Source organism: Cupriavidus sp. D39 (assembly GCF_026627925.1).
Taxonomy (GTDB): domain Bacteria; phylum Pseudomonadota; class Gammaproteobacteria; order Burkholderiales; family Burkholderiaceae; genus Cupriavidus; species Cupriavidus ulmosensis.
Map to the genome: position 1 here is coordinate 3,853,972 of NZ_JAPNLE010000009.1, position 24,331 is coordinate 3,878,302.

The window sequence follows — 24,331 nt, forward strand, 5'->3', positions numbered from 1 at the left end:
GCGAGGGCGGGGGCTGTTCAGCCGCACTCCGCGCTAGTCTCGAGCGCCGTCTGCGCCACCAGGTGGTCGACGAAGGCGCGCACCTTGGGGGCCAGGTGGCGGGTTGGCGTGTAGACCGCGAAGGCGGTGCCCACGTAGGGTTCCAGGATCTCCCAGTCGTGAAGCACCGGTACCAGGCTGCCTGACGCCAGCGCCGCCGCGGCCGAGAAATCCGGCACCAGCCCGATGCCGCCGCCGGCCTGCGCCATGGCGACGATGGCCGCGCTGTTGTTGAGCGTGACCTTCGGCGGGATGCGCAGCGCCACTGTTTGCCCGTCGCGCTTGTGCCGCAGGCTCCAGCGTTCGCCGAAAGCGCCATAGCCCAGGTAGATGCAGCGATGCCCGGCTAGCGCCGCCGGCTCGGCGGGCGTGCCATGCCGGGCCAGCCAGCCGGGTGCCGCCACCAGCCGGTAACGCACCGCGCGGATTTGCCGCGCCGCCAGTCCCGGCGCCAGATCGCGCGCAATACGGATGGCCACGTCTATGCCCTCTTCCACCAGGTCCACCAGGCGGTCCGCCAGCGTCAGCTGCAGGTCCAGCGCGGGAAAGCGGTCCAGCAGGGCCGGCAGCCGCGGCGCCAGCCAGGCCTGCCCGAACACCACCGGCGCGCTGATCCGCAGCAGGCCATGCGGCGCGCCGCCGTGGTCGCTGGCCAGCGTGTTCACCTCCTGCGCGGCCGCCACCATGCGCGCGCAGGCGGCGTGCACCGCTTGCCCGAGTTCGGTCAGGGCAAAGGCGCGCGTGGTCCGTTGCAGCAGGCTTGCGCCGATGGCTGCTTCCAGCCGCGTCACATGGCGGCTGACGGCGGAGGGTGTCATGCCAAGCTCGCGGGCGGCGGCGGAGAAGCTGCCGCATTCCACCACCCGGGCGAATACGGCCATGGCATTGAGTTGCGCGACCGGCATGGCTGGCTCCTGGATTTGTGATCACAGGTCAAATAGTAATTGCTAATCTGATGGATTGTTGACTTGATTGCGCGGTGGAACAATGGCGTCCAAGCGTACGAAGCTCCGTAGGAGACATCAATGAATATCGATAGATCTGGCGCCGCCGTGGCTTCCCCGGCCCCACAGGCCACGGAATCCGCCCGGCGCGGCGGCGCCTGGCGCATGGTGGCCGCCATGGCCCTGTCGGGCACCATCGGCTGGTTCGTGGTGACCAGCGGGCAGTCCCCGCTCGACGTGGTGTTTTTCCGCTGCATCTTCGGCGGCGCCGCGCTGCTGGGCACGCTGGCCCTGCGGCGCGGCTGGCAGCCCATGCGCGGCCGCGACTGGGGCTGGATGGCGCTGGGCGGCGTCACGCTGGTCCTCAACTGGCTGGCCTTGTTCTCCGCCTATTCGTACAGCGGCATTTCGGTGTCCACGGTGGTCTATCACACCCAGCCCTTCTTCCTGCTGCTGCTGGCGGCGCTGTTCCAGCGCGAGGCGATCGCGCCCGGGCGCCTCGCCTGGCTGGTGCTCGCCTTTGGCGGCGTGGTGCTGATTACCGGGCTGGAACATGGCGGCGCCACTGGCGGCATGCTGTATGGGGTCGGGCTGGCGATGCTGGCGGCATTGCTGTATGCCATCACCACCATGGCCACGCGCCGCCTCAAGGGGATTCCGGCAGGGCAGATCGCGGGCCTGCAGATGGTGATGGGGGTGGTCATGCTGTTCCCGCTGGCGCATCCGGCGGTGGAAACGTTCGGCGGGCGGACCTGGGGGCGCTGCTGGCGCTTGGCCTGGTGCATACCGGGGTGATGTACACGCTGTTGTACGGCGCCTTCCAGCGCCTGAACGTGCTATCGATCGCCACGCTGTCGTTTGTCTACCCGCTGGTGGCCATCGTGATCGATGTGCTGGTGTTCGGGGTGGTGCTCACGCCGCTGCAACTGGCGGGCATGGCGCTGATCCTGCTGGCGGTGATCGGCAACCAGCTGGGTTGGAATCCTTTGCGGCGGGCGCGGGCGGCACGGGAGGAGGGCTGAGCCGGCGGCGGATTGGAGGGGACGCTCGGTTGACGCGGCGCCAGCGCCCATCTACCGTTTGCAGTATTATCGAACGACCGTACTTTTTTGTCCCCAACATGTCCACCACGCCAGCCAGCCAGACCGTCCATTCCTTCGACCATGCGATTGCGCTGGAGCCGGCAGGCGCAAACCTGTTCCACGGCCGCACCACGCCTGCCTACTGGAACATGATCGGCCCCTTCGGCGGCATCACGGCGGCCACCTTGCTGCAGGCCGTCCTGCAGCATCCCGAGCGGCTGGGCGATCCGTCCGCGCTGACCGTCAACTTCGCCGGCCCGATCGTCGAAGGGCCCTTTGTGATCGAGGCGCGCCCGGTGCGTACCAACCGCAACACCCAGCACTGGACCATCGAGCTGCGCCAGGGCGACGAAGTGGCGACCACGGCTACCGCCTTCTTCGCGGTGCGCCGCGAGACCTGGAATTGCGGCGAGGCGGTGTTCCCGCAGGTGCCGCCGGCAAGCGATGTCCCACCGATGGCCGGTTTCGCGCCGGTGCGCTGGCTGGATGCGTATGAGTTGCGGCCGGTGCGCGGCGCCAAGCCGAATGTCGAGGCCGGCACCGAGAATCCGGACAGCCTGACCCAGTTCTGGCTGCGCGACGCGCCCGCGCGTACGCCGGACTTCGCCGCGATGGCGGCATGGTGCGACACCTTCTACCCGCGCATCTTCCTCAAGCGCGCCGGCTTCGTGCCGGCCGGCACCGTGTCGCTGACCACATACTTCCATGCCGATGCCGCGACCCTGGCCGCGCTGGGCGACGGCCATGTGCTGGGCAGCGCCCAGGCGCAGGTGTTCCGCCAGGGCTTCTTCGACCAGAGCGCGCAGATCTGGAGCCCGCAGGGCGAACTGCTGGCGACCTCGCACCAGATCGTCTACTACAAGCAGTAAGCGTTCGCGCTGCCGGGTATCAGGGTGTCAGGGGGCAGGGGTCAGGCCGCGGCGCGGGCCTGGGCCTCGTAGCGGTGCACGGTGTTGCGCATCGCCCATAGCAGCACCACGCCGGGCACCGCCACCGCCACGGTGCTGAGGTAGAAGGCCGACCAGCCGAAGGCCTCCACCAGGTAGCCCGAGCTCGGCCCCACATAGACGCGCCCGACCGAGGCCAGCGCGGACAGCAGCGCGTACTGGGTGGCCGAGAACGAGCGGTTGCACAGCGTCATCAACAGCGCCACGAAGGCCGCCGTGCCCATGCCGCCGCAGAGGTTCTCCACCGCGATGGTGGCGCCCATGGTCCACAGGTGCGGCGGCGTCACCGCCAGGATCCAGTAGCCGAGGTTGGACACCCCCTGCAGGATGCCGAACAGCAGCAGCGAGCGGTACAGGCCCAGCCGCACCATCAGCGTGCCGCCGAACAGCGCGCCCACGATGGTGGCGGCCAGCCCGAGCGTCTTGTTGACCAGGCCGACTTCGCCGGCCGAAAAGCCCACGCCGCGGATCAGGAAGGTGGTGGACAGGCTGCCGGCAAACGCATCGCCCAGCTTGTAGAGCACGATCAGCAGCAGCAGCCACCAGGCGCCGGGGCGGGAGAAGAAGTCGCGCAGCGGGCCGAGGATGGCTTCTTCCATGGTGCGCGGCGTGCGCGCCGGCGATTCCGCCTCGGGCGCCCACAGCAGGCTGACGATGCCGATGCCCATCAACCCCGCCATCAGCAGGTACATCTGCTGCCAGCCCAGCACGCGGTCGGCCAGCCATAGTGCCAGTCCGCCCGAGACCAGCATCGCCAGCCGGTAGCCCAGCACCTTGACCGCCGCCCCCACGCCGCGCTCCGGCGCGCGCAGCACGTCGGTGCTGTAGGCGTCGAACACGATGTCCTGCGAGGCCGACATGAAGGCCACCAGGGTGGCCAGCGCGGCCAGCGTCCACAGCGCCTCGTGCGGCGGGCAGAAGGCCATGCCCGCGATGCCCAGCACCAGCCCGATCTGGGTCAGCAGCAGCCAGCCGCGGCGCCGGCCCAGCAGCGGCAGCGTATAGCGGTCCATCAGCGGGGCCCACAGGAACTTGAAGATATAGGCCTGGCCCACCAGCGAGAAGAAGCCGATGGTCTTGATATCAAGCCCTTCCACCGTCATCCAGGCCTGCAATGTGCCGGAGGTGAGTGCCAGCGGCAGCCCCGAAGCGAAGCCCAGCGTGAGCATGGCGCCGATTCGGCGATTGCGGAAAATGTCGAGATAGGCTTGAAAGGTCATGAATCAGGATGGCAATCGGGGCAATCGGGGCAATCGAGGCAGTCGGGATGGCGATCAGGCGGGGCAAGGCGCCGTGTATTATTGCATTACCGTCAGCGCCGGCCCCATGCGCGGGATGCGCCGGGCCCGGACCGTGTCCTGGCCGCATCAACCCTTGCTCACCCTGCTTGCAGGAAACCGCATCCAAGGAATCGCACATGTCCGATCGCCAGCGTTGTCAGTGCCGCCACCGGCGGGCCGGGATTGCGTTGCCACGTCGACTGGCCGCGCTGGCGCTGGCAGCCAGCGCCGCGCTGAGCATGGCCGCCGCCCAGGCCCAGGGCCAGGCACAGCCGCAGGACGCTGAAGATGGCATCCGCGTGCAACGCGGCGGTGCGTCCATCCGCCAGATCGTGCCGGTCGAGGTCATCGAGCAGCAGGCCTCGCAGGAGTACGAGCAACTCAAGGAAGAAGCGCAGGCCAAGAAGACCTTGGTCGGCGACAACAACCCGCAGCTGGTGCGCCTGCGCGCCATCGCTAAGCGCATCCTGCCGCAGACCCCGCGCTGGAACGAACGCGCGAGGCAGTGGAAGTGGGAAGTCAACCTGATCAACTCCAAGCAGGTCAATGCGTTCTGCATGCCCGGCGGCAAGATCGCCTTCTACACCGGCCTGCTCGACCAGCTCAAGCTGACCGACGACGAAGTCGCCATGGTGATGGGGCACGAAATCGCCCATGCGCTGCAGGAGCATGCGCGCGAGCGGGCGGCCAAGTCCGAGATCACCAACCTGGGCGCCAACGTGATCTCGCAACTGTTCGGTTTTGGCAACCTCGGCAATATGGCGCTCGGCACCGGGGCGCAGCTGCTCACGCTGCGGTTCTCGCGCTCGGACGAGACCGAGGCCGACCTGGTTGGCATGGACATCGCCGCGCGTGCCGGCTACGACCCGCGCGCCGCCGTGTCGTTGTGGCAAAAAATGGGGGCGGTCTCGCAATCCTCGGCGCAGTCGGGCTCGGAGTTCCTCTCCACCCATCCGTCGGGCCGCACCCGCATCGCCGAGCTGGAGAAGCACCTGCCCGAGGTGTTGCCGCTCTACGCGCGCGCGATCGATTCCAGTGTCGGCAAGCTGCCGACCTATCGGGCCAATATGGCCAACCTGAGCAGCGCGCCGGTCGACAGCGGCGACGACGACCGGCAAAAGCCACTTAATAAGTAAAGACGCCCGAGAGGCGCTCTTTATGGTGGATCCTGCAAGGGCATGGTGGACAAGGCCGGGATCTGATCGAAGGGATTTCCTGGGACGAAAAAAGCCGGCGAACCATCGCCGGCTTTTTCATTCGCGCGCGGCTGGTGAGAGCCGCATTGGCGCTTGAGCGTGTCAGGCGCTCAGGCCAGTCGCCTCGTCCGCGCCGACATGCACGTTCATGCATTGCACGGCAGCGCCGGCAGCGCCCTTGCCCAGGTTGTCCAGGCGCGCCATCAGCACGATGCGCTCGGCCGAGCCGAACACGAACAGGTCCACGCGGTTGGTGTCGTTGCTGGCCTGCACGTCGAAGAAGCCGCCGTCCAGGTTGGCCTCATCGCCCACCGGCATCACGCGCACGAACTGCTCGCCTTCGTAGTGCTTGCGGTAGATATCCGCGATCTGTTCCGGCGTGACCTTGCGCGCCAGGCGATCCGGGTACACCGGCACCGTCACGGCCAGGCCCTTGAGGAAGCTTGCCGACGATCGGGTTGAAGATCGGCGCCTGCGCCAGGCCGGCCTGCACGCGCATCTCGGGCAGGTGCTTGTGCGCGAGGCCGAGCGAGTAGGGGCGCGGGCTGTTGAGCTTGGGGTTACCGCCGGCTTCGAACTCGGCAATCATCTGCTTGCCGCCGCCGCTGTAACCGGTCAGCGAGAATGCAGAGACCGGGTAATCGGCTTGCATCACGCCGGCTTCCACCAGCGGGCGCACCGCCATCAGGAAGGCGCTGGCGTGGCAGCCCGGCACCGCGATGCGCTTGCTGGTGCGGATCTTCTCGCGCTGGCCGCGCGTGAGTTCCGGCAGGCCATAGGCCCAGCTGTCGGTGGTGCGGAACGCCGTGCTGGCGTCGATCACGCAGGTATCGGGATTGGTCACCAGCGCCACGGCCTCGCGGGAGGCAACGTCGGGCAGGCACAGGAAAGCGACGTCGGCGGCATTCAGAAAGCGTGCTCGTTCGGCCGGATCCTTGCGCTTGTCATCGGCGATACGCAGCAGCTCCACATCGGAACGGCCGGAGAGATAGTCGAGCAACCGGAGACCGGTGGTGCCTTCCTGACCATCTACGAACACTTTGAAAACCATGGCGGACTCACTCGGAAATACGAAAGGTCCCACGCCGGAATCGGATGGGAAACAGCATTGTAACTAGGTTGGGGGGACGTGGCAGGGTGCGTGCCGCAATGCAGCGCAAATCCCCTTGTCATGCATAACCTAGTAGGTTAAATTTGATCGAGAAACATACGCCTCACTGCAGGCCTCACTGCCGGCTCTCGGTGATCAGGACCTACGCGGATCACAAGGTATGGCAGGACGTTTACCGGCCAATTGCCGCCGCCCGTGCACTGCATCTGAAACTGATGGTCACCGATGCGGTGCTGATCATGTCATTCAAGGAGCTGGAACCATGAAATGTCCAGAATGCGGGGGTGCGGAACTGGTGCAGGACACGCGCGACGTGCCTTATACGTACAAGGGCGAAACGGTCATCGTTCCCGCGGTCTCGGGCAGCTTTTGTCCGGCGTGCGGGGAAATCGTGCTGGATCCGAATCAAGCGGACCGGTACGGCGAAGCGGCCGCGGCTTTCCAAAAGCAGGTCAACGCCGCGATCGTCGATCCGGCTTTCATCGTTGCCGTGCGCAAGAAGCTGAGCCTGGACCAGCGCGAGGCCGCGGAGATCTTCGGCGGCGGCGTCAATGCCTTCTCGCGCTACGAAACCGGCAAGACCAAGCCGCCGCTGGCCCTGGTCAAGCTGCTCAAGGTGCTGGAGCGGCACCCGGAGCTGCTCGACGAAGTGCGCTCGGCGTAGCCGGCGCGTCGGCTCACAGTGGGAAGTCGTAGTCGATCGACAGCGGCGCGTGGTCGCTGAACTTCTCGTCCTTGTAGATCGAGGTGGCCTGCGCGGTCTCGGCGATCTTGGTCGTGGCCAGGTGGTAATCGATGCGCCACCCGACGTTCTTCGCGTAGGCCTGGCCGCGGTTGCTCCACCAGGTGTACTGCTCGGGGCGCGGGTCCAGCTTGCGGAACACGTCCACATAGCCGTGCACATCGAACAGCTCGCCGATCCAGCCGCGCTCTTCCGGCAGGAAGCCCGAGTTCTTCAGGTTGCCCTTCCAGTTCTTGATGTCGATTTCCTTGTGGGCGATGTTGACGTCGCCGCACAGCACGATCTCGCGCCCGCTGGCCTTGAGTTGCAGCAGGTGGGGCAGGAAGGCTTCCATGAAGCGGAATTTCGCTTGCTGGCGTTCCTCCCCGCTGGAGCCCGAGGGCACGTAGACCGAGATCACGGCAAGGTGCGGATACTGCACCTCGACATAGCGGCCTTCGTTATCGAACTCGGCGACGCCGAAGCCGGTGATCACGCGCTCCGGCTTGTGCCGGGTGTAAAGACCGACACCGCTATAGCCTTTTTCTCCGCATAATGGAAGTAGCCGTGGTAGCCATGTGGCGCCAGGAACGCTTCCGTCATGTCGGCAGCCTGTGCCTTGAGCTCCTGGACGCAGACCATGTCGGCGTCCTGCTTGCCCATCCATTCGAAAAAGCCTTTCTTGGCCGCGGAGCGGATGCCGTTGAGGTTGGCGCTGATAATCCGTAACATCTCGGGAAATTTTGAAATCAGAGAGAAAAGATGACGCAGCAGACGACGCCGCAGCCCGGCGCTGGCGACCTGAGCCAGACCTTCATCCGCTTCGCGCTCGACGCTGGCGTGCTGTCCTTCGGCGAATTCGTGACCAAAGCGGGCCGCAAGTCGCCGTACTTCTTCAATGCGGGCCTGTTCAACCAGGGTGCGATGCTAGGCCAGGTGGCGCAATTCTATGCGAAAACCCTGCTCGCCTCCGGTTTGGACTTCGACGTGCTGTTCGGGCCGGCCTACAAAGGCATTACGCTGGCGTCGGCCACCGCGGTGGCGCTGGCCGGGCTCGGACGTGACGTTGGCTTCGCCTACAACCGCAAGGAAGCCAAGGACCACGGCGAAGGCGGTACGCTGGTGGGCGCCAAGCTGCAGGGCAAGGTCGTGATCATCGACGACGTGATCTCCGCCGGCACCTCGGTGCGCGAGTCGATGGCGATGATCCGCGCGGCTGGCGCAGAGCCGGCGGCCGTGCTGATCGCGCTCGACCGCATGGAAAAGAGCGGCACGGCCGATCAGGTCGGGACGCATTCTGCAGTGCAGGATGTGCAGCGCGAATATGGCGTGCCCGTGATCTCCATCGCCAGCCTGAAGGACTTGCTGGCTTACCTGGACGCATCGCAGGATCCCGCGCTGGGCGCCTCGCGCGAGGCGGTGGCTGCCTATCGGCAGCGCTACGGCGTATAGTCTGGAACCTGTTGCCTGCTGCTTGCAACGCTTTGTCGCAATGCAGCAGATAACGGGGAACCGCGCAGGAAAATCGCCGGTCTGACTGATTTCGCTGGCTGGCCCCTTCTGGATACCCGGGGCCGCCAGGGATTCGCCTTGCCGCCCGGCAAGGCGGCGCAGCATCTCTTTTGGGAGGTTAGCTGGCGATGGACATCAAGACGATCCGCGAGCAGGCATTCGCCATGCCGCTCACCAGTCCGGCCTATCCGATGGGGCCATACCGCTTCATTCATCGCGAATTCTTCATCATCTCCTACCGCACCGATCCCGAGCTGTTGCGCGCGGTGGTGCCGGAACCCCTGGAGATCGCCGACGCGGTGGTCAACTACGAATTCATCCGCATGCCAGACTCCACCGGGTTTGGCGACTACACCGAATCGGGCCAGGTGATTCCCGTCACCTACCAGGGCAAGCCCGGCAACTACACCCATGCCATGTACCTCGACGACCATCCGCCACTGGCGGGCGGGCGCGAGCTATGGGGCTTCCCGAAGAAGCTGGCCAGCCCCACGCTCGCGGTCCACACCGATACGCTGGTCGGCACGCTCGACTACGGCCCGGTGCGTGTCGCCACCGGCACCATGGGCTACAAGCACCGCGAGCTCGACATGGACGTGCTGGGCCTGGCGCTCGCGAGCACGCCCAACTACCTGCTCAAGGTCATTCCGCACGTGGACGGCTCCGCGCGCATCTGCGAGCTGGTCTGCTACTTCCTGAAAGACGTGCAGATGAAGGGCGCGTGGACCGGGCCCGCAGCGCTGTCGCTGTCCCCCCATGCGCTCGCGCCGGTGGCTGCCCTTCCGGTGCTGGAGGTCCTCGGTGCCAAGCACTACGTTGCCGACCTCACCCTAGGTCTGGGCGAGGTGGTGTTCGATTACCTGGCCTGAACGGCCACGCATCCATCGGTTTCCATTGGTTTCCAACGGCCCCGGCCCATCCGGCCCGGCCAACCATCCAGACAGGAGAAACGTCCATGAAGCTCCAAGGAAAATCCGCCATCGTGACCGGCGCCGCCAGCGGCATCGGCAAGGCCATTGCTGACCTGCTGGCCAAGGAGGGCGCGGCGGTCGCCATCGCCGACCTGAATCTCGAGGCTGCGCAGAAGGCCGCCGCCGATATCGAAGCCGCCGGCGGGCGCGCCATCGCCGTGGCGATGGATGTGACCAACGAGGACGCGGTCAACAGCGCCACCGAGGCGGTGGCCAAGGCGTTTGGCGGCATCGATATCCTGATCTCCAACGCCGGCATCCAGATCGTCAACCCGATCCAGAACTACGCCTTCTCCGACTGGAAGAAGATGCAGGCGATCCACGTCGATGGCGCCTTCCTCACCACCAAGGCCGCGCTCCAGCATATGTACAAGGACAAGCGCGGCGGCACCGTGATCTATATGGGCTCGGTGCATTCGCACGAGGCCTCGCCGCTGAAGTCCGCCTACGTTGCCGCCAAGCATGCGCTGCTTGGCCTGGCACGCGTGCTGGCCAAGGAAGGCGCGGAGTACAACGTGCGCTCGCACGTGATCTGTCCGGGTTTCGTGCGTACGCCGCTGGTGGACAAGCAGATTCCCGAACAGGCCAAGGAGCTTGGCATCAGCGAGGAAGAGGTGATTCGCCGCGTCATGCTGGGCGGCACCGTGGACGGCGTGTTCACCACCGTGGACGACGTGGCGCAGACCGCGCTGTTCCTGTGCGCCTTCCCGTCGGCGGCGCTGACCGGACAGTCCTTTGTCGTGAGCCACGGCTGGTACATGCAGTAAGCGACAAGAAAAGCGGCCGGGCGGCGATACCGCCGCCCGGCCGGCATGACCGCATGCAAGGTCGGAAAGCAAAGTCATCAAGGAGGGTTCGTGGCAGGTGGACGTCGGCAAAAGCTGGATAAAGTGGCACAGGAAAATATAGTTGCACTGCAAAAGGGCACGCCGAAGCAGCAGGCTGTAAAAAGCGCGGCCGTGAGAAGCACGGCTGTAAAAAGCGCCGCGGCGGCCGTGGTAGCGAACCCGGCGGCGCCCGCGCTCAAACACGAGGCGCCAAAGCCCGAACCGTTAAGAGAGCCGGAGCCAAATCTCCTGCCTCCCGGCGGCTGCGCGCCGCCGGACCTCGCGCCTGAGGGCGCCGGCCGCAAGCGGCCGGTTCACAATGAATACACGGTCAGGGCTTTGGTGCTGCAAGGCGGCGGCGCGCTCGGTTCGTATCAGGCGGGCGTGTACCAGGGGCTGGCGGAGGCGGGCATCCAGCCTAACTGGGTGGCCGGGATTTCAATCGGCGCGTTGAACGCAGCCGTGATCGCTGGCAATGCGCCCGAGCGCAGGGTCGAGCAGTTGCGCGCTTTCTGGGACTACATCTGCCAGCAGCCGTGGCTGCCCAGCCTGCTGCCCTACGAGGTGGTCGCGGAGACCGCCGCGCACTGGCCCGATCCGCTGCGCATCTGGTTCGACGGCATCGAGGCCGCGCGTGCCATCTTCGAGGGGCAGCGGGGGTTCTTCCAGCCTCGTCCGTGGACCAGCCTGGTGGAGCGCCAGTGCGGCCCCGCCAGCGCCAGCTACTACGACACCAGCCCGCTCAAAGCCACGCTGGAGCGATTTGCCGATTTTGACCGCATCAACTCGCATCATAAGGAGACGCGCGTGTCGGTGGGCGCGGTGAATGTGCGGACCGGCAATTTCGCCTATTTCGACAACACCCGACGCAAGCTGCACGCCGAGCATTTCATGGCCTCCGGCGCTTTGCCGCCAGGATTTCCCGCGGTGGAGATCGATGGCGAGTTCTATTGGGATGGCGGCCTGGTATCCAACACGCCACTGTCCGAAGTCCTGACCGCCCAGCCCCGGCGCGACGCGCTGATCTTCCAGGTGGACCTGTGGAGCGCGCGTGGCAAGTTGCCGCACAACCTGCTGGACGTGGCAGAGCGGCAGAAAGACATCCAGTATTCCAGCCGCACGCGCACCATTACGGATTACATGGGCGAGCAGCAGAACTACCGCCGCATGCTGAGCGAGGTGATGGCGCTGGTGCCGCAGGGGCAACGGGACAATGACTGGTACCGCAAGGCGGCGGAGTACGCATGCGATGCGCGCCGCAATGTGATCCAGCTGGTCTATCGCGACAAGACGTTTGAGGGCAACGCCAAGGATTATCAGTTTGGCTTGCTGACCATGAACGATCACTGGACCAGCGGGCTGGACGACATTCGGGAAACGTTGAAGCATCCGGAGTGGCTGGCCATGCCGACGCACGAGAAGCCGTTTGTCACGCACGACATCCATCGCGGCAACGGGCATGCCTGACCCGACGCGAGGGGGCCGGGGCCGGCTTGACCCTGGTCCCTTCGCTGCCGCCCCGCAGCTTCAGACCACCTTGAGCTTCGCCAACTCCGGCTTTCCCGGCGGATACTCGGGCTTCAGTTTCTCGAACACCGCCATCATGATCTCCGCCACCATCAGGTTCCGGTGCGTCTTCGAATTCGCGGGCACGATATACCACGGTGCTTCCGGCGTGCTGGTCGCGGCAATGGCGGCCTCGTAGGCGGTCTCGTAGTTCTTCCAGTACTGCCGCTCTTCCAGATCCTTCGGGTCGAACTTCCAGTGCTTCTGGGGATCCGCCAGCCGTGCTTCCAGCCGGGCCTTCTGCTCGTCCTTGGAAATATGCAGGAAGCATTTGACGATGGTGGTGCCGGTTTCCAGCAGCATCGTCTCGAAGGCGCGTAGCTGCTTGTACCGGCGCTCGCATTCGGCTTCGTCGATCCACTCGTGCACCCGCGTGATCAGCACGTCTTCATAGTGGCTGCGATTGAAGACTACGATCTCGCCGGCGCGCGGCACCTGGGCATGGATGCGCCACAGGTAGTCGTGCGCGAGTTCTTCGGCGGTGGGGGATTTGAACGCGACGACGCGGATGCCGAGGGGTCGAAGCTGCGGAACACGCCGCGCACGGTGCCGTCCTTGCCGCTGGTGTCCATGCCTTGCAGCACCACCAGCAGCTTGCGCTTGTGTTCGGCGTAGAAGATGTCCTGCAGCTCGTCAAGCCTGGTGCTCAGTTCGGCTATGCGGGCCTGGTCGGTGGCTTTGTCGCCGCTGGAGAGCGGCTTGGCGCCGGCGTTGAAGTCGGCCAGGCGGAAGTTCTTGCCCGAGGTGATGCGGAAATCGGCGAGCGACATTGGCACTCCATGGAGGGCGCGGCCGTGGCTGGCCGCAAGCCCCTATGGTCAGGCAGGCAGCCGGTCCAGGTCAATGCTGCCTTCGAACACCGTGGTGGCCGGGCCGGTCATGCGTACCGACTCGCCTTCGCCGTCCCAGGCAATCGTCAGGTCCCCGCCATGGGTGTGCACCAGTACAGGCGAGTCCAGCAGGCCGCGGCGAATGCCGGCGACGACTGCCGCGCACGCGCCCGTGCCGCAGGCCAGCGTCTCGCCGGCACCGCGCTCGAACACGCGCAGGCGAATCGTATGGCGCTCCACCACCTGCATGAAGCCGGCGTTGACGCGGTTGGGAAAGCTCGCGTGATGCTCGATGATGGGGCCATCCTGCAGTACCGGGAAGGCCTCGGTGTCGTCCACCACCTGCACCGCGTGGGGATTGCCCATCGAGACGGCCGAAATCCATTCGGTGCGGCCGTTGACTTCCAGCCCGTACAGCGTATCGCGGCCTTCGGCCTTGGTCGGCAGGCCGTCGGAGCGGAATGGCACGCGCTCGGGTTCGAGTTCCGGCGCGCCCATGTCGACCGTGACCTGGCCGTCGTCCTGCAGCGTCAGCGTGATCACGCCGTTCATCACCTGCACGCGCACCGAGCGCTTGTCGGTCAGGCCGTGGTCGGTGACGAAGCGCACGAAGCAGCGCGCGCCATTGCCGCAGTGCTCCACCTCGCCGCCGTCGGCGTTGAAGATGCGGTAGCGGAAGTCGACGTCGTCCCGGGTCGGTTTCTCGACCACCAGGATCTGGTCGGCACCCACGCCGAAATGCCGGCTGGCGAGCGCGCGCCACTGCGCCGGGGTCAGGCTCAGGGTCTGGTGGATGCCGTCGAGCACGACGAAGTCGTTGCCGGCGCCGTGCATCTTGGTGAACTGGAGTTTCATAGTGCGATTGTAGTCGGGCCGTCCCGCGCTTGCTGGCGGCGTATCGAGGGTGGCGCGGGCGACATATCTGCCTGGCGATGCCGCCGCCGCGCCCACATGGTCAGTAGTTTTCGCGTTCGCCGTCCGGGCGGTGCTTGAAGCGCTTGTGCACCCAGTAGTACTCGGTGATGCGCGGGCGGATGCAGTCTTCGAAGAAGGCATTCATGCGCCGGGTGTCCTCGGTCACGCTGTCGCCGGGATAGTTTTCCCAAGCCGGCAGGATGCGCAGCACATAGCCCTGGTAGTCGGGCAGCATCTCGGTATAGATCGGCACCACCTTGGCACCGGCCAGCCGCGCCAGGCGGGATACGGACGTCAAGGTCAGGGCCTCCACGCCGAAGAACGGGATGTACTCCGAGTCGCGCTCGCCGAAGTCCATGTCGGCGATCAGTTGCAGGGCCTCGCCCTTGCGCAGGCAGCGGATGATGTCGCGCGCGCTGTCGTTGCGCGCAATCATGTTGGCGCCGAAGCGCCCGCGCGCGTGCTTGAGGAAGCCGTCGAACAAGGCATTCTTCTGCTTGGTGTACAGCGACGCGCCGGAGCGTCCCACATGTTCGCGCAGGTGGATGGTGAGGCGGATGGCGCCGGCCTCGACGCCGGACAGATGCAGCGTGACGAGGATATGGGGCGTGCCGTCCAGCGCCACCAGATCGGCCTGGTCGTCGATCTGGACCCAGCGGCGCATCTGCGCCTCGCTGCCGGTCCAGAAGATGCCGCGCTCCGCAAAGCTGCGAAAGACGGTGCGGAAGGTCTGGCGCGAGAGCGTTTCGATCTCGGCCTCGCTCCGGTCGGGGAAGCACAGGCGCAGGTTGGTCTGCACCACGCGGCGGCGGCTGCTGGGAATCAGGTAGAGCAGGCTGCCCAGGCCTTCGCCGAAGCGCGCCACGAGCGGATAGGGGAGCTTGCCCAGCACGGTCAGCAGGCCGATGCCAAGCCAGGTAAAAATACGGCTCATTTTTGGTCGTTGGAGAGGGTGCCGGTGCCGGTGCCGGCACCTCCAGGGGATTGCGCGAGGCGTCGGCCGCGGGCGCGCGGGGTGGCTGCGCAGGCGGCAACTCGGCGCCGCCCGGATGCTTGTACCGGTTGTAGCCCCACAGGTACTGGGTCGGGGCTTCCTTCACCAGCTTCTCGACCGCCGCGTTGATCACCGCGACGGCTTCTGCCTGGTCGTCGGGCAGCGGATCCTTGATCAATTGCATATGGCCGACGAAGCCGGCGCCGCGCGGCAGGCGCTCCGCGAAGATCACCGCGATGGGCGCGCCCGTGAGTTGTTGCAGGCGCTGCACTAGCGTCATGGTGTAGGCCGGCTTGCCGAAAAACGGCGCCCATGCGCCTTCGCCGCCGGTCGGGACCTGGTCGGGCAGTATGCCGATGGCCTCGCCGCGTTTGAGCGCCTTGACCAGCATGCGCACGCCGCGCGGCTGCGCCGGCGCCATGGCCAGGTTGGGGCGCGTGCGCATCTTGACGATCCAGTCGCGCAGCCAGGCTTGGTGCGGCGGCTTGTACAGCGCCGTGACCGGATGCCGCAGGGCAAATGCCTGAGGAAGCACTTCAAAGCAACCAAGATGCGGCACCAGGATGATCAGCCCGCGGCCCTGCGCCATCAGCTTGTCGAGTTCCGGCCAGAGCCGGGTGGCAAAGCCGTACATGCGGGCCTGGGGATTGCGCCGGCTCCAGAAGTAAGGCATCTCCAGGATCATGCGGCCGGTTGCGCGGGCCGCTTCGGCCAGCATCGCGTCGCTGGCATCGGGATAGGCGTGGCGCAGGTTTTCCCGCAGGCGCGTGCCATAACGTCCCGGCAAGCGTGCCGCCAGCAATCCGAGCGCGCCGCCGATGGCGTGCAGCCAGGAGAGCGGCAAACGGGAAATCAGCCAGAACAGGAAGGTCATCGAATTACGATAGCGGCCCGGCGGGCCGGGTAGGTCATTAATGTTTTGCCGGGCGCTGCCGTTAGTGGGGCAATCAAAATGAATCTCGTGTTGTTACGGGGCCCACCGTACGGCTTGCACTGCCTGCAGGCTTCGCGCCAGGCAGTGCAAGCGCATCGCTCATGCGGGTGGCGCGGCCTGGCCGCGACAGCGTCCGGTATTTGGCAGGCGTGCCAGATAACCGGGGTGCTGCAGCGTAGCTTGCAGGCGCGTATAATAGCGCGTATCGCCGAGTTAACTGACAACTTGCGGGGCGATACCGTTCTACTGGAACGGCATGAAAATACCGCTAAAGCGTCGCCGCCCGGGCTTTGAGGTTGGCGCGCAATAGCCAAACCTGGAGAAAAGTTCGTGGCAAACGACTTCTTGTTCACTTCGGAATCCGTCTCCGAAGGCCATCCCGATAAGGTCGCAGACCAAATTTCCGACGCTGTCCTCGATGCCATCCTGGCCCAGGACAAGTACGCGCGCGTTGCCGCTGAAACGCTGTGCAACACCGGCCTGGTTGTCCTCGCCGGGGAAATCACCACGACCGCCAACGTCGATTACATCCAAGTCGCGCGCGACACCATCAAGCGCATCGGCTACGACAACACCGAATATGGCATCGACTACAAGGGTTGTGCAGTGCTGGTCGCTTACGACAAGCAATCGCCTGACATCGCCCAGGGCGTGGACCGCGCCTCCGACGACTACCTGAACCAGGGCGCCGGCGACCAGGGCCTGATGTTCGGCTACGCCTGCGATGAAACGCCTGAACTGATGCCCTTCCCGATCTATTATTCGCACCGCCTGGTCGAGCGCCAGTCGCAGCTGCGCCGCGACGGACGCCTGCCCTGGCTGCGTCCGGACGCCAAGTCGCAGGTGACCGTGCGTTACGTCGACGGCCGTCCGCACAGCGTGGATACCGTGGTGCTGTCGACCCAGCACTCGCCGGATATCACCCAGGCGCAGATCCGCGAAGCCGTGATCGAGGAAATCATCAAGCCGGTGCTGCCGGCCGAGATGCTCAAGGACACCAAGTACCTGGTCAACCCGACCGGCCGCTTTGTCATCGGCGGCCCGCAAGGCGATTGCGGCCTGACCGGCCGCAAGATCATCGTCGACACCTATGGCGGCGCTTCGCCCCACGGTGGCGGTGCTTTCTCGGGCAAGGATCCGTCCAAGGTCGACCGCTCGGCTGCTTATGCTGCCCGCTACGTCGCCAAGAACATCGTCGCCGCCGGCCTGGCGCGCCAGTGCCAGGTGCAGGTCAGCTACGCCATCGGCGTGGCCCGCCCGATCAACGTGACGGTGTACACCGAAGGCACCGGCAAGATCTCCGACGAGGCGATCGCCGCGCTGGTGCAAGAGCACTTCGACCTGCGCCCGAAGGGCATCGTGCAAATGCTCGACCTGCTGCGCCCGATCTACGAGAAGACCGCTGCCTACGGCCACTTTGGCCGCGAAGAGCCGGAGTTCTCGTGGGAAGCGACCGACAAGGTCGCGCTGCTGCGCGCCGCTGCCGGCCTGTAAGGCTGCCGCGAACCTGGCATCGGAAGAACACCGCCCTCGGGCGGTGTTTTTTGCCCTCGGGGTGGCGTTCCGGGCTTGCCGCCGCCTTGTCCTGGATCAACCGGGGGAGGGCGGGGCGTGGCGCGCCACGGCCACGAGGGTAGAATCCCGGGATGGCAAAGCGGCCCGGCGAGTGGCGTTTTGTTATCCCGGCGCGGCGCGCGCATGCGCGCTCAAGACCGCCGGAGCCCGCATACCGAGGATGCCCATGTCACTTGATTCGACCCTTACAACTTCCACGCCCGGCCCGGCCACTGCGCCCGCGTTCAACCTGATCCGGCCGCAGCCCTATACCGAGTGGGCCCCGCAGGTCGATGCCGATACCAAGGCCAGGCTGCGCCGCGAGCTGGAGCAAGGCGCCGTGCTGTTCTTCCCGCAATTGCGCTTCCGGTTCGAGCCTGGCGAAGAGCGCTTCCTGGATAGCCGCTGGTCGGATGGCAAGTCAAAGAACATCAACCTGCGCGCCAACGACCAGGCCGTGCGCGGCGCGACGGGCGGCGAACAGGACCTGCAGGACCTGTACCAGCTGATTCGCCGCTATGCCGAGTACAGCGAGAAGCTGGTGCTCAGCCTGTTCCCGGAATATGGCCCGCATATGGTGCGCGCCGGCACCTCGCTGCGCCCGAGCGAGATCGCCGGGCGGCCGGTGAGCTGGCGCAAGGACGACACGCGCCTGCATGTGGATTCCTTCCCGTCCAACCCGATGCTGGGCCAGCGGCTGCTGCGCGTGTTCCACAACATTGACCCGCAGGCGCCGCGCGTGTGGCGGGTGGGTGAGCCATTTGGCGATTTCGCCAAGCGTTTTGTGCCGAAGACCAAGGGCATGTGGCCGGGTCAGGCGCGGGTGATGGAGGTGCTGCATATCACCAAGCGCCGGCGCTCCGAGTACGACCATCGGATGCTGCAACTGCATGATCTGGCCAAGGCCGACCTGGAGTATCAGGCCAATGTGCCGCAGCAGGAATTTCATTTCCCGCCGGGCTCGACGTGGATCGTGTTCAGCGACCAGGTGCTGCATGCAGCTATGCGAGGGCGGGCCATGATGGAGCAGACTTATTACCTGTCGCCGAAAGCGATCTCGGACCATACGCATTCGCCGGAGGCGGTGCTGGCGCGGATGCTGGGGCGGCCGATGGTGGTGGGGTGAGGGTGCAGTGGGTTTGACTACAAGGGCAACTGCAACTGCAACTGCAAAATCAGCTTCAACTTCAACTACTTAAGGTCAAGGGCAACTGCAATTTCACCTCCCCTGCGGGGAGGCGACCTACTTTCTTGTCTCGCCAAGAAAGTAGGCAAAGAAGGCGACCCGGATGCGGCGAAAGCCTCCTCGTCGGCAAGCCAAAGAGCGGCCGGGACCCAAACTCACATCGCCTTAGGGCGATGCTCAGACATGGGTCCCTCTTTTCCGCTCTTTTGGCTTGCCGACGAGGCGCCGCATAACGGGAGATTCAAACCTTGACGGCTCGCTTCGCATCGCGCTTGGGTGATTCCCGCCCGTGGCGGCGAGAATCACGGCTACCACAATTGGTTCATCTTGCCGCGGGTTGGCTCCCTCTCCCACTTGTGGGAGAGGGGCCGGGGAGAGGGCGGGCGCTACAAATGCCACCTGCGCGCCGGAAAGAACCGAAAGCTTCGCTTTCAAGTGGCTCCTAGCCAAACCACCCCTCTCCCCAGCCCTCTCCCCATGAGGGGAGAGGGAGCGACAGCCGTCGTCATGGGGCGCGGCTTTGGCCCGTTCGGCGGCCCCGTTCATCGCCGCAGGTTTTCCTCTTCATTCACCGCATCAGCAGCTTGATCATCGTTTCGAACCGCTTGCCGTAGGGCGGCTTCAGCAGCCCGGCGCCATTGATCCCGGATTGGCGGAAGATCGGCTTGAGCTTGGAGAAGGTCTCGAAGCCCGCCTGGCCGTGGTACGCACCCATGCCGCTGGGTCCCACGCCGCCGAAGGGTAGGTTTTCCTGGGCGATATGCAGCAGGGTTTCGTTGATGCTGACTCCGCCGGCCACGGTGCGTGCCATCACGTGGTCGATCGTGCGGCCGTCTTTTTCGAACAGGTAGAGCGCTAGCGGGCGTGGGCGGGCGTTGATGTAGTCGATGGCCTCTTCCAGCGTGCGGTAGGTCACCAGCGGCAGCACCGGGCCGAAGATCTCTTCGCGCATCACGGTGGCGTCGGCGGGCACGTCCAGCAGCAGGACCGGGGCCAGCCGGCGGCGCTCCGGGTCCGAGGGCACTTGTGACAGCGGCACCACGCGCGCGCCGGCGCGGGTTGCGTCGCCAACCAGGCTGTCGAGCCGGGCGAAGTGCCGGGGGCTGATGATGGTGGTGTAATCGGGGTTGCCGGCATGGCCGGGGTGGCCCGGCGGGTCCGGGTAGAGCCGGGCGGCGCAGGCGCGTGCGGCTTCGACGAAGGGCTCGCGCAGCGCTTCGGGCAGCAGCACATAGTCCGGCGCGATGCAGGTCTGGCCGGCGTTTAGCAGCTTGCCCACCAGGATGCGTTCGACCGCGCGCTCCAGGTCCGCGCCGGGGCCGACGATGGCCGGCGACTTGCCGCCCAGCTCCAGCGTGACCGGCGTGAGATTGGCCGCCGCCGCGCGCATCACATGGTGGCCGACCTGGGTTGAGCCGGTAAACAGCAGGTGATCGAAGGGCAGGGCGGAAAAGGCGCTCGCCACTTGCGCGTCGCCATTGACCACCGTGACTTCGTCGGCGGCGAAGGCCTGCTGCGCCAGGTGCGCGAACAGCGCGGCGAAGCGCGGGGTGTACTCGGAGAGCTTGACCATGGCGCGGTTGCCCGCGACCAGCGCGCCCGCCAGCGGGCCCACGGTCAGGTAGAGCGGGTAGTTCCACGGCACCACGATGCCGATCACGCCCAGCGGCTGCGGCATCAGCCGCGACGTGGCGGGCTTGAACCACAGCCCGGTGCGAACTCGCCGCACCCGCATCCAGCGCTTGCCGTGACGCAGTGCATCGTCGATCCCGGCCACGCTGGGAAAGGCTTCGAGCAGCGCGGTTTCCTGGCGGGGGCGGTTGCCGAAGTCGGCGCTGATGGCTTGCGAGATCTCGTCCATGTGCTCGGTCACCAGCGTGCGCAGGCGCCGCAGCCGGTCGGCGCGCACTTCCCAGGCCGGAGCCTGGTCACGCCGCGAGGCGGCGCGCATGGCGTCGAATACGGATGACATCTCGGGCACTTCTCTCATGTCGCGCTCTCCTTGGGGTCGTGCGCTGCCCTTGGCGCGCGCGGCGTTTAGATCCCCGCACCATATGCCATGCGGCTGCGGCTGACAATGGAGGCCGGCCACTAGCCGCGTGCTTCAAACAACCGTATTCAACGCCCCTTCCATCGTCCTTTCCAGTGCCTCGGCAAAGCCCTACACTGATTTCGCGGCATGCTCTTGGCGTGCCAGCCAGACCGGGTTGGCCGGCATGCGCGGCCCGCCCCGAAGCGTTCGGCGCGACCCCGGCACACTGAACTCGGACCAGGCGGGGAGACGGATGGAAACCACCTTTGACTATCTCGTCGTTGGCGGCGGTTCGGCGGGGTGTGCCCTGGCCGGGCGGCTGGCCGACAGCGGCAGCGACAGCGTGGCGGTGCTCGAGGCCGGCGGCCACGATCACCATGTGCTGGTGTCGACGCCGGCGGGCTGCGCGGTAATGCTGCCGCGCGCCGGCAGCCATAATTACGGCTACCGCACCGTGCCGCAGCCCGGGCTGAACGGGCGCCGCGGCTACCAGCCGAGCGGGCGCGGCCTGGGGGCAGTTCCTCGCTCAATGCCATGATCTATACGCGGGGCACGCCGGCCGACTACGACCGCTGGGCCTCGGCCGGCTGCGACGGCTGGGCCTGGGACGATGTGCTGCCCTATTTCCGCCGGGCCGAATGCAACGAGCGCGTGGCCGGGCGCGATGATGATCCCTTGCACGGCGGCAGCGGCCCGCTTCATGTGTCGGACCTGCGCACGCCCAATCCCTTTGGCCAGCGCTTTATCGAGGCGGCCCAGCAGGCCGGCTATCGCCGCAACGACGACTTCAACGGCGTGGACCAGGAGGGCGCTGGCTGGTACCAGGTGACCCAGCATGGCGGCGAGCGCTGGAACGCCGCGCGCGCCTACCTGCACCGAGGCGACGCCGCCGACCGCGCCAGCAACGGCGGGCGCGACAACCTGCATGTGATGACGGGCGCGCAGGTGCTGCGCGTCGAGTTCGAGGGCCGCCACGCGGTGGGCGTGACGGTGCGGCTGGATGGCCGCGAGACCCTGTTGCGGGCACGCCGCGAGGTGATCGTGTCGGCCGGCGCGTTCGGTTCGCCGCAACTGCTGATGGTGTCGGGCGTCGGCCCTGCCTCGCATCTGCGCGAGCTAGGCATTCCCCTGGTGCACGACCTGCCCGGCGTCGGCGCCAACCTGCAGGACCATCTAGACATCATCGTGCATAAGCGCGTGGCGGCGTCCGAGCTGTTCGGCGTGTCTGTTGGTGGCGCGTTTCGCCTGCTGGCCGAGATCCTGCGCTACCGGCGCGAACGCACGGGCATGCTGACTTCCAACTTTGCCGAGGCCGGCGCCTTCCTGAAAAGCCACGCCGGGCTGGACGAACCGGACCTGCAACTGCATTTCGTGGTCGGCATGGCCGATGACCATATGCGCCGCATCCGCCTGGGCCATGGCTACTCCTGCCACGTTTGCGTGCTGCGCCCGAAAAGCCGGGGCGAGGTACGGCTGGCTTCGCCCGATATCCGCGAGGCGCCGGTGATCGACCCGTGCTTCCTGTCGGACCCGCGGGATCTCGACGGCCTGGTGGCCGGCGTGCGGATCGTGCGCCGCATCCTGGCCCAGCCGCAACTGGCGGCGTTCGGCGGCAAGGAGCTGTATTCGGCGCACTTGCCGGCCGATGGCGGCGACGACAGCGCGATCCGCGCCATGATCCGCGCCCATGCCGACACCATCTACCATCCTGTCGGGACGTGCCGCATGGGCATGGACGAATACGCGGTGGTCGACCCGCAGCTGCGCGTGCGGGGCGTGGAAGGCTTGCGCGTGGTGGATGCGTCGATCATGCCGACGCTGATTGGGGGCAATACCAATGCGCCGGCCATCATGATCGGCGAGCGCGCGCATGACCTGATCCGGCACGGTCCTCGGGTGGTATTGCGGATGGCGGAGGTATTGGCGGTGTAAGGGGCGGGGATCCGCCCTCACACCCGTGCTCAGGTTGTCGCCAGGCGGAAGGTCGATACCGTATCGCGCAGCTTGCCGGCCTGGTCATCCAGCGACTGCGCGGCGGCTGCCGCTTCTTCCACCAGCGCGGCATTCTGCTGGGTGACCTCGTCCATCTGGCCCACGGCCTGGTTGACCTGCTCGATGCCCGCGCTCTGCTCATCGGAGGCCGCGGCGATCTCGGCAATGATGTCCGACACGCGCTTCACCGCATTCTGGACTTCGCTCATCGTCTTGCCGGCATCCTCGGCCTGCGCCGAGCCGGTGCGCACGGTGTTGACCGAGCTGTCGATCAGGTCCTTGATTTCCTTGGCGGCGCTGGAAGAGCGCTGCGCCAGGCTGCGCACCTCGCCCGCCACCACCGCGAAGCCCCGGCCTTGCTCGCCGGCGCGCGCGGCTTCCACCGCGGCATTGAGCGCCAGGATGTTGGTCTGGAAGGCGATGCCCTCGATCAGGCTGGTGATCTCCGCGATGCGGTTGGAACTGGTGCTGATCGCGCCCATGGTTTGCACCATCTGCTGCACGGCGGTGCTGCCGTGCTCGGCCACGCTGGCGGCGTTGCCGGCCAGGCCGCTCGCCTGGCGCGCGTTGTCGGCGTTCTGGCGCACGGTGGTGGTCAGCTCTTCCATGCTCGATGCGGTCTGCTCCAGCGAGGCAGCCTGCTGCTCGGTCCGCGCCGACAGATCGGTATTGCCCGCGGCGATCTGGCGTGCCGCCACGCCGACGGATTCCGTCGAATGGCGCACTTCGCGCAGCGCCACCGCCACGCGTTCCAGCAGGCGGTTGAAGGCGGCCGCGGTACGGCCAATCTCGTCCATGCGTCCGACCGGCGCGCGGCGTTCGAGGTCAAGCGACTCGCTGACGTATTCCAGGGTGTGCTCGATCTCGGCCAGGCTGCCGCGGATACGGCGGTACAGGGTGGCGGCGAGGAAACCGGTCACCAGCACCGCCATGGCGATGATCGCCGAGAACGCCGTTACCGCCGTGTGGTATTGCGCGCGGTTGCTCGTCACGGCATGGTCGCCCAGGTCGCCGTTATAGGTAATGTGATCGTCGATCGCTTTGCGCAAGGCGATCGATGCATCGTTCAGCTCGCCGCTCACCAGCATGTCCCGGACTGCGCCGAAGTCGTTGGCGCGCGATTTCTCCAGCATGGCGGCACGCCCTTCGCGGTAGCGCTTGAGCGCGGCGCGGTCGGCGTCGAGCATCTTGCGATCGGTATCGTCGCTGATGTCATCGCGCTCGTACTTGGCGGCCGTGGCGTCGAACTTCTCGTCAGCGCGAGCCAGCGCCGCTTCGGCCTCGCTCTTGGCCTTCGCATCATCGCTCATGGCGTGCCGGTAGAGCGCGCGATGCGCATGGCGTTGACGTTGTCCTTGAGGCTGCCAAGGGTGCGCACGCTGCCCAGGGTGTTGCTGTTGAAGTACTCGAAGCGCTGCTCCGACTGGCTGAGCTGCCAGATGCCGCCGAGGCCGACCACGAGCAAGGCGAGTAAGGCTAGGGATAAGGAAAGCAGCAGGCGTTGGCTGATGTTCATGTCGGGATGTCGGCACCCCGCGTGGCAGGGCGCTCCGCTGATGTGTAAAGGCGATGAAAGGGGATTAATGGGCACCTATGTATTAAATGTATGCCCTTAGTGTCATAGGGTTTACGGCAGGTCTCGTCCCAGTTGTAGCGGGCGAGGCAAATTAATATGTGGAGGGGTTTGGCGAGCCTTGG

Annotated in this window: 17 protein-coding genes and 6 pseudogenes; 12 read left to right on the forward strand and 11 right to left on the reverse strand. The window is 66.2% G+C overall.

Features of this window, described 5'->3' with window-relative positions; translation table 11 throughout:
- Positions 1 to 17: 17 nt before the first annotated feature.
- Positions 18 to 944 carry a LysR family transcriptional regulator gene (locus OMK73_RS30075; protein ID WP_267605237.1) on the reverse strand — a complete coding sequence of 309 codons (927 nt, stop codon included), beginning with the start codon at positions 942 to 944 and terminating at the stop codon, positions 18 to 20.
- A 204-nt stretch (positions 945 to 1,148) separates the two neighbouring features.
- On the opposite strand from OMK73_RS30075, the pseudogene OMK73_RS30080 reads away from it, so the two are divergent.
- A pseudogene (locus tag OMK73_RS30080) lies at positions 1,149 to 2,005 on the forward strand (DMT family transporter).
- A 98-nt stretch (positions 2,006 to 2,103) separates the two neighbouring features.
- Positions 2,104 to 2,934, forward strand: coding sequence for an acyl-CoA thioesterase (locus OMK73_RS30085; RefSeq protein WP_267605238.1), 831 nt, complete (start codon positions 2,104 to 2,106; stop codon positions 2,932 to 2,934).
- 41 nt (positions 2,935 to 2,975) lie between these two features.
- On the opposite strand, the gene OMK73_RS30090 is transcribed toward OMK73_RS30085, so the two are convergent.
- On the reverse strand, positions 2,976 to 4,232 hold the full coding sequence (locus OMK73_RS30090; RefSeq protein ID WP_267605239.1) for a muropeptide transporter: 1,257 nt from the start codon (positions 4,230 to 4,232) through the stop codon (positions 2,976 to 2,978).
- 197 nt (positions 4,233 to 4,429) lie between these two features.
- Between OMK73_RS30090 and OMK73_RS30095 the strand changes: the two genes are divergently transcribed.
- Entirely contained in the window at positions 4,430 to 5,428 is a 999-nt protein-coding gene (locus tag OMK73_RS30095) for a M48 family metallopeptidase (protein ID WP_420715605.1), read from the forward strand.
- 162 nt (positions 5,429 to 5,590) lie between these two features.
- Here the strand turns inward: OMK73_RS30095 and argC are convergent.
- Positions 5,591 to 6,539, reverse strand: a pseudogene (gene argC / locus OMK73_RS30100) (N-acetyl-gamma-glutamyl-phosphate reductase).
- A 191-nt stretch (positions 6,540 to 6,730) separates the two neighbouring features.
- Between argC and OMK73_RS30105 the strand changes: the two are divergent.
- On the forward strand, positions 6,731 to 6,865 hold the full coding sequence (locus OMK73_RS30105) for a type II toxin-antitoxin system MqsR family toxin (protein WP_267605240.1): 135 nt from the start codon (positions 6,731 to 6,733) through the stop codon (positions 6,863 to 6,865).
- Positions 6,862 to 7,263: a type II toxin-antitoxin system MqsA family antitoxin gene (locus OMK73_RS30110; RefSeq protein WP_267605241.1), complete on the forward strand. Its 402-nt coding sequence runs from the start codon at positions 6,862 to 6,864 to the stop codon at positions 7,261 to 7,263. Before OMK73_RS30105 ends, OMK73_RS30110 begins: the two co-directional genes overlap by 4 nt.
- A gap of 13 nt (positions 7,264 to 7,276) precedes the next feature.
- Here OMK73_RS30110 and OMK73_RS30115 read toward each other — a convergent pair.
- Positions 7,277 to 8,052, reverse strand: a pseudogene (locus tag OMK73_RS30115) (exodeoxyribonuclease III).
- A gap of 30 nt (positions 8,053 to 8,082) precedes the next feature.
- On the opposite strand from OMK73_RS30115, the gene pyrE reads away from it, so the two are divergent.
- The 4 genes from pyrE (at position 8,083) to OMK73_RS30135 (ending at position 12,097) form a co-directional block, all read left to right on the forward strand.
- On the forward strand, positions 8,083 to 8,772 hold the full coding sequence (gene pyrE, locus OMK73_RS30120) for an orotate phosphoribosyltransferase (RefSeq protein WP_267605242.1): 690 nt from the start codon (positions 8,083 to 8,085) through the stop codon (positions 8,770 to 8,772).
- 188 nt (positions 8,773 to 8,960) lie between these two features.
- Positions 8,961 to 9,701 carry an acetoacetate decarboxylase gene (locus tag OMK73_RS30125; protein ID WP_267605244.1) on the forward strand — a complete coding sequence of 247 codons (741 nt, stop codon included), beginning with the start codon at positions 8,961 to 8,963 and terminating at the stop codon, positions 9,699 to 9,701.
- Between the two features lie 86 nt (positions 9,702 to 9,787).
- Positions 9,788 to 10,570 carry a 3-hydroxybutyrate dehydrogenase gene (locus OMK73_RS30130; RefSeq protein WP_267605245.1) on the forward strand — a complete coding sequence of 261 codons (783 nt, stop codon included), beginning with the start codon at positions 9,788 to 9,790 and terminating at the stop codon, positions 10,568 to 10,570.
- A gap of 192 nt (positions 10,571 to 10,762) precedes the next feature.
- Positions 10,763 to 12,097: a patatin-like phospholipase family protein gene (locus tag OMK73_RS30135; RefSeq protein ID WP_267605246.1), complete on the forward strand. Its 1,335-nt coding sequence runs from the start codon at positions 10,763 to 10,765 to the stop codon at positions 12,095 to 12,097.
- A gap of 60 nt (positions 12,098 to 12,157) precedes the next feature.
- Here OMK73_RS30135 and OMK73_RS30140 read toward each other — a convergent pair.
- From OMK73_RS30140 to OMK73_RS30155, 4 genes and pseudogenes are all read right to left on the reverse strand, one after another.
- Positions 12,158 to 12,966 (reverse strand): annotated as a pseudogene (locus tag OMK73_RS30140) (polyphosphate kinase 2 family protein).
- Positions 12,967 to 13,014: 48 nt separating this feature from the next.
- Positions 13,015 to 13,881 carry a diaminopimelate epimerase gene (dapF, locus tag OMK73_RS30145; protein WP_267605247.1) on the reverse strand — a complete coding sequence of 289 codons (867 nt, stop codon included), beginning with the start codon at positions 13,879 to 13,881 and terminating at the stop codon, positions 13,015 to 13,017.
- Positions 13,882 to 13,981: 100 nt separating this feature from the next.
- Positions 13,982 to 14,875: a lipid A biosynthesis lauroyl acyltransferase gene (locus OMK73_RS30150; RefSeq protein ID WP_267605248.1), complete on the reverse strand. Its 894-nt coding sequence runs from the start codon at positions 14,873 to 14,875 to the stop codon at positions 13,982 to 13,984.
- A 55-nt stretch (positions 14,876 to 14,930) separates the two neighbouring features.
- Positions 14,931 to 15,809: pseudogene (locus OMK73_RS30155) on the reverse strand (lysophospholipid acyltransferase family protein); the annotation flags it as partial.
- A gap of 390 nt (positions 15,810 to 16,199) precedes the next feature.
- On the opposite strand from OMK73_RS30155, the gene metK reads away from it, so the two are divergent.
- Both metK and OMK73_RS30165 read left to right on the forward strand, forming a co-directional pair.
- Positions 16,200 to 17,363, forward strand: a complete 1,164-nt coding sequence (metK, locus tag OMK73_RS30160; protein ID WP_267605249.1) for a methionine adenosyltransferase — start codon at positions 16,200 to 16,202, stop codon at positions 17,361 to 17,363.
- Positions 17,364 to 17,610: 247 nt separating this feature from the next.
- Entirely contained in the window at positions 17,611 to 18,549 is a 939-nt protein-coding gene (locus OMK73_RS30165; RefSeq protein WP_267605250.1) for a Kdo hydroxylase family protein, read from the forward strand.
- A 628-nt stretch (positions 18,550 to 19,177) separates the two neighbouring features.
- Here the strand turns inward: OMK73_RS30165 and OMK73_RS30170 are convergent.
- Entirely contained in the window at positions 19,178 to 20,599 is a 1,422-nt protein-coding gene (locus OMK73_RS30170) for a coniferyl aldehyde dehydrogenase (RefSeq protein WP_267605251.1), read from the reverse strand.
- Positions 20,600 to 20,894: 295 nt separating this feature from the next.
- Between OMK73_RS30170 and OMK73_RS30175 the strand changes: the two are divergent.
- Positions 20,895 to 22,573: pseudogene (locus OMK73_RS30175) on the forward strand (GMC family oxidoreductase).
- Between the two features lie 29 nt (positions 22,574 to 22,602).
- Here OMK73_RS30175 and OMK73_RS38475 read toward each other — a convergent pair.
- Together OMK73_RS38475 and OMK73_RS30190 are read right to left on the reverse strand one after the other, a co-directional pair.
- The gene (locus OMK73_RS38475) at positions 22,603 to 23,943 is read right to left on the reverse strand and encodes a methyl-accepting chemotaxis protein (protein WP_324291777.1); all 1,341 of its coding nucleotides are present in this window, start codon (positions 23,941 to 23,943) and stop codon (positions 22,603 to 22,605) included.
- On the reverse strand, positions 23,940 to 24,149 hold the full coding sequence (locus OMK73_RS30190; RefSeq protein WP_267605252.1) for an MCP four helix bundle domain-containing protein: 210 nt from the start codon (positions 24,147 to 24,149) through the stop codon (positions 23,940 to 23,942). The genes OMK73_RS38475 and OMK73_RS30190 overlap by 4 nt, the downstream gene beginning before the upstream one ends.
- Between the last annotated feature and the right edge of the window lie 182 nt (positions 24,150 to 24,331).

What these genes read in the sequence shown, in the direction of transcription:
- OMK73_RS30075 (WP_267605237.1), bottom strand. Translation starts at nt 944, where the DNA reads ATGCCGGTCGCGCAACTCAATGCCATGGCCGTATTCGCCCGGGTGGTG.
- OMK73_RS30085 (WP_267605238.1), top strand. Translation starts at nt 2,104, where the DNA reads ATGTCCACCACGCCAGCCAGCCAGACCGTCCATTCCTTCGACCATGCG.
- OMK73_RS30090 (WP_267605239.1), bottom strand. Translation starts at nt 4,232, where the DNA reads ATGACCTTTCAAGCCTATCTCGACATTTTCCGCAATCGCCGAATCGGC.
- OMK73_RS30095 (WP_420715605.1), top strand. Translation starts at nt 4,430, where the DNA reads ATGTCCGATCGCCAGCGTTGTCAGTGCCGCCACCGGCGGGCCGGGATT.
- OMK73_RS30110 (WP_267605241.1), top strand. Translation starts at nt 6,862, where the DNA reads ATGAAATGTCCAGAATGCGGGGGTGCGGAACTGGTGCAGGACACGCGC.
- pyrE (WP_267605242.1), top strand. Translation starts at nt 8,083, where the DNA reads ATGACGCAGCAGACGACGCCGCAGCCCGGCGCTGGCGACCTGAGCCAG.
- OMK73_RS30125 (WP_267605244.1), top strand. Translation starts at nt 8,961, where the DNA reads ATGGACATCAAGACGATCCGCGAGCAGGCATTCGCCATGCCGCTCACC.
- OMK73_RS30130 (WP_267605245.1), top strand. Translation starts at nt 9,788, where the DNA reads ATGAAGCTCCAAGGAAAATCCGCCATCGTGACCGGCGCCGCCAGCGGC.
- dapF (WP_267605247.1), bottom strand. Translation starts at nt 13,881, where the DNA reads ATGAAACTCCAGTTCACCAAGATGCACGGCGCCGGCAACGACTTCGTC.
- OMK73_RS30150 (WP_267605248.1), bottom strand. Translation starts at nt 14,875, where the DNA reads ATGAGCCGTATTTTTACCTGGCTTGGCATCGGCCTGCTGACCGTGCTG.
- OMK73_RS30165 (WP_267605250.1), top strand. Translation starts at nt 17,611, where the DNA reads ATGTCACTTGATTCGACCCTTACAACTTCCACGCCCGGCCCGGCCACT.
- OMK73_RS30170 (WP_267605251.1), bottom strand. Translation starts at nt 20,599, where the DNA reads ATGAGAGAAGTGCCCGAGATGTCATCCGTATTCGACGCCATGCGCGCC.
- OMK73_RS38475 (WP_324291777.1), bottom strand. Translation starts at nt 23,943, where the DNA reads ATGAGCGATGATGCGAAGGCCAAGAGCGAGGCCGAAGCGGCGCTGGCT.
- OMK73_RS30190 (WP_267605252.1), bottom strand. Translation starts at nt 24,149, where the DNA reads ATGAACATCAGCCAACGCCTGCTGCTTTCCTTATCCCTAGCCTTACTC.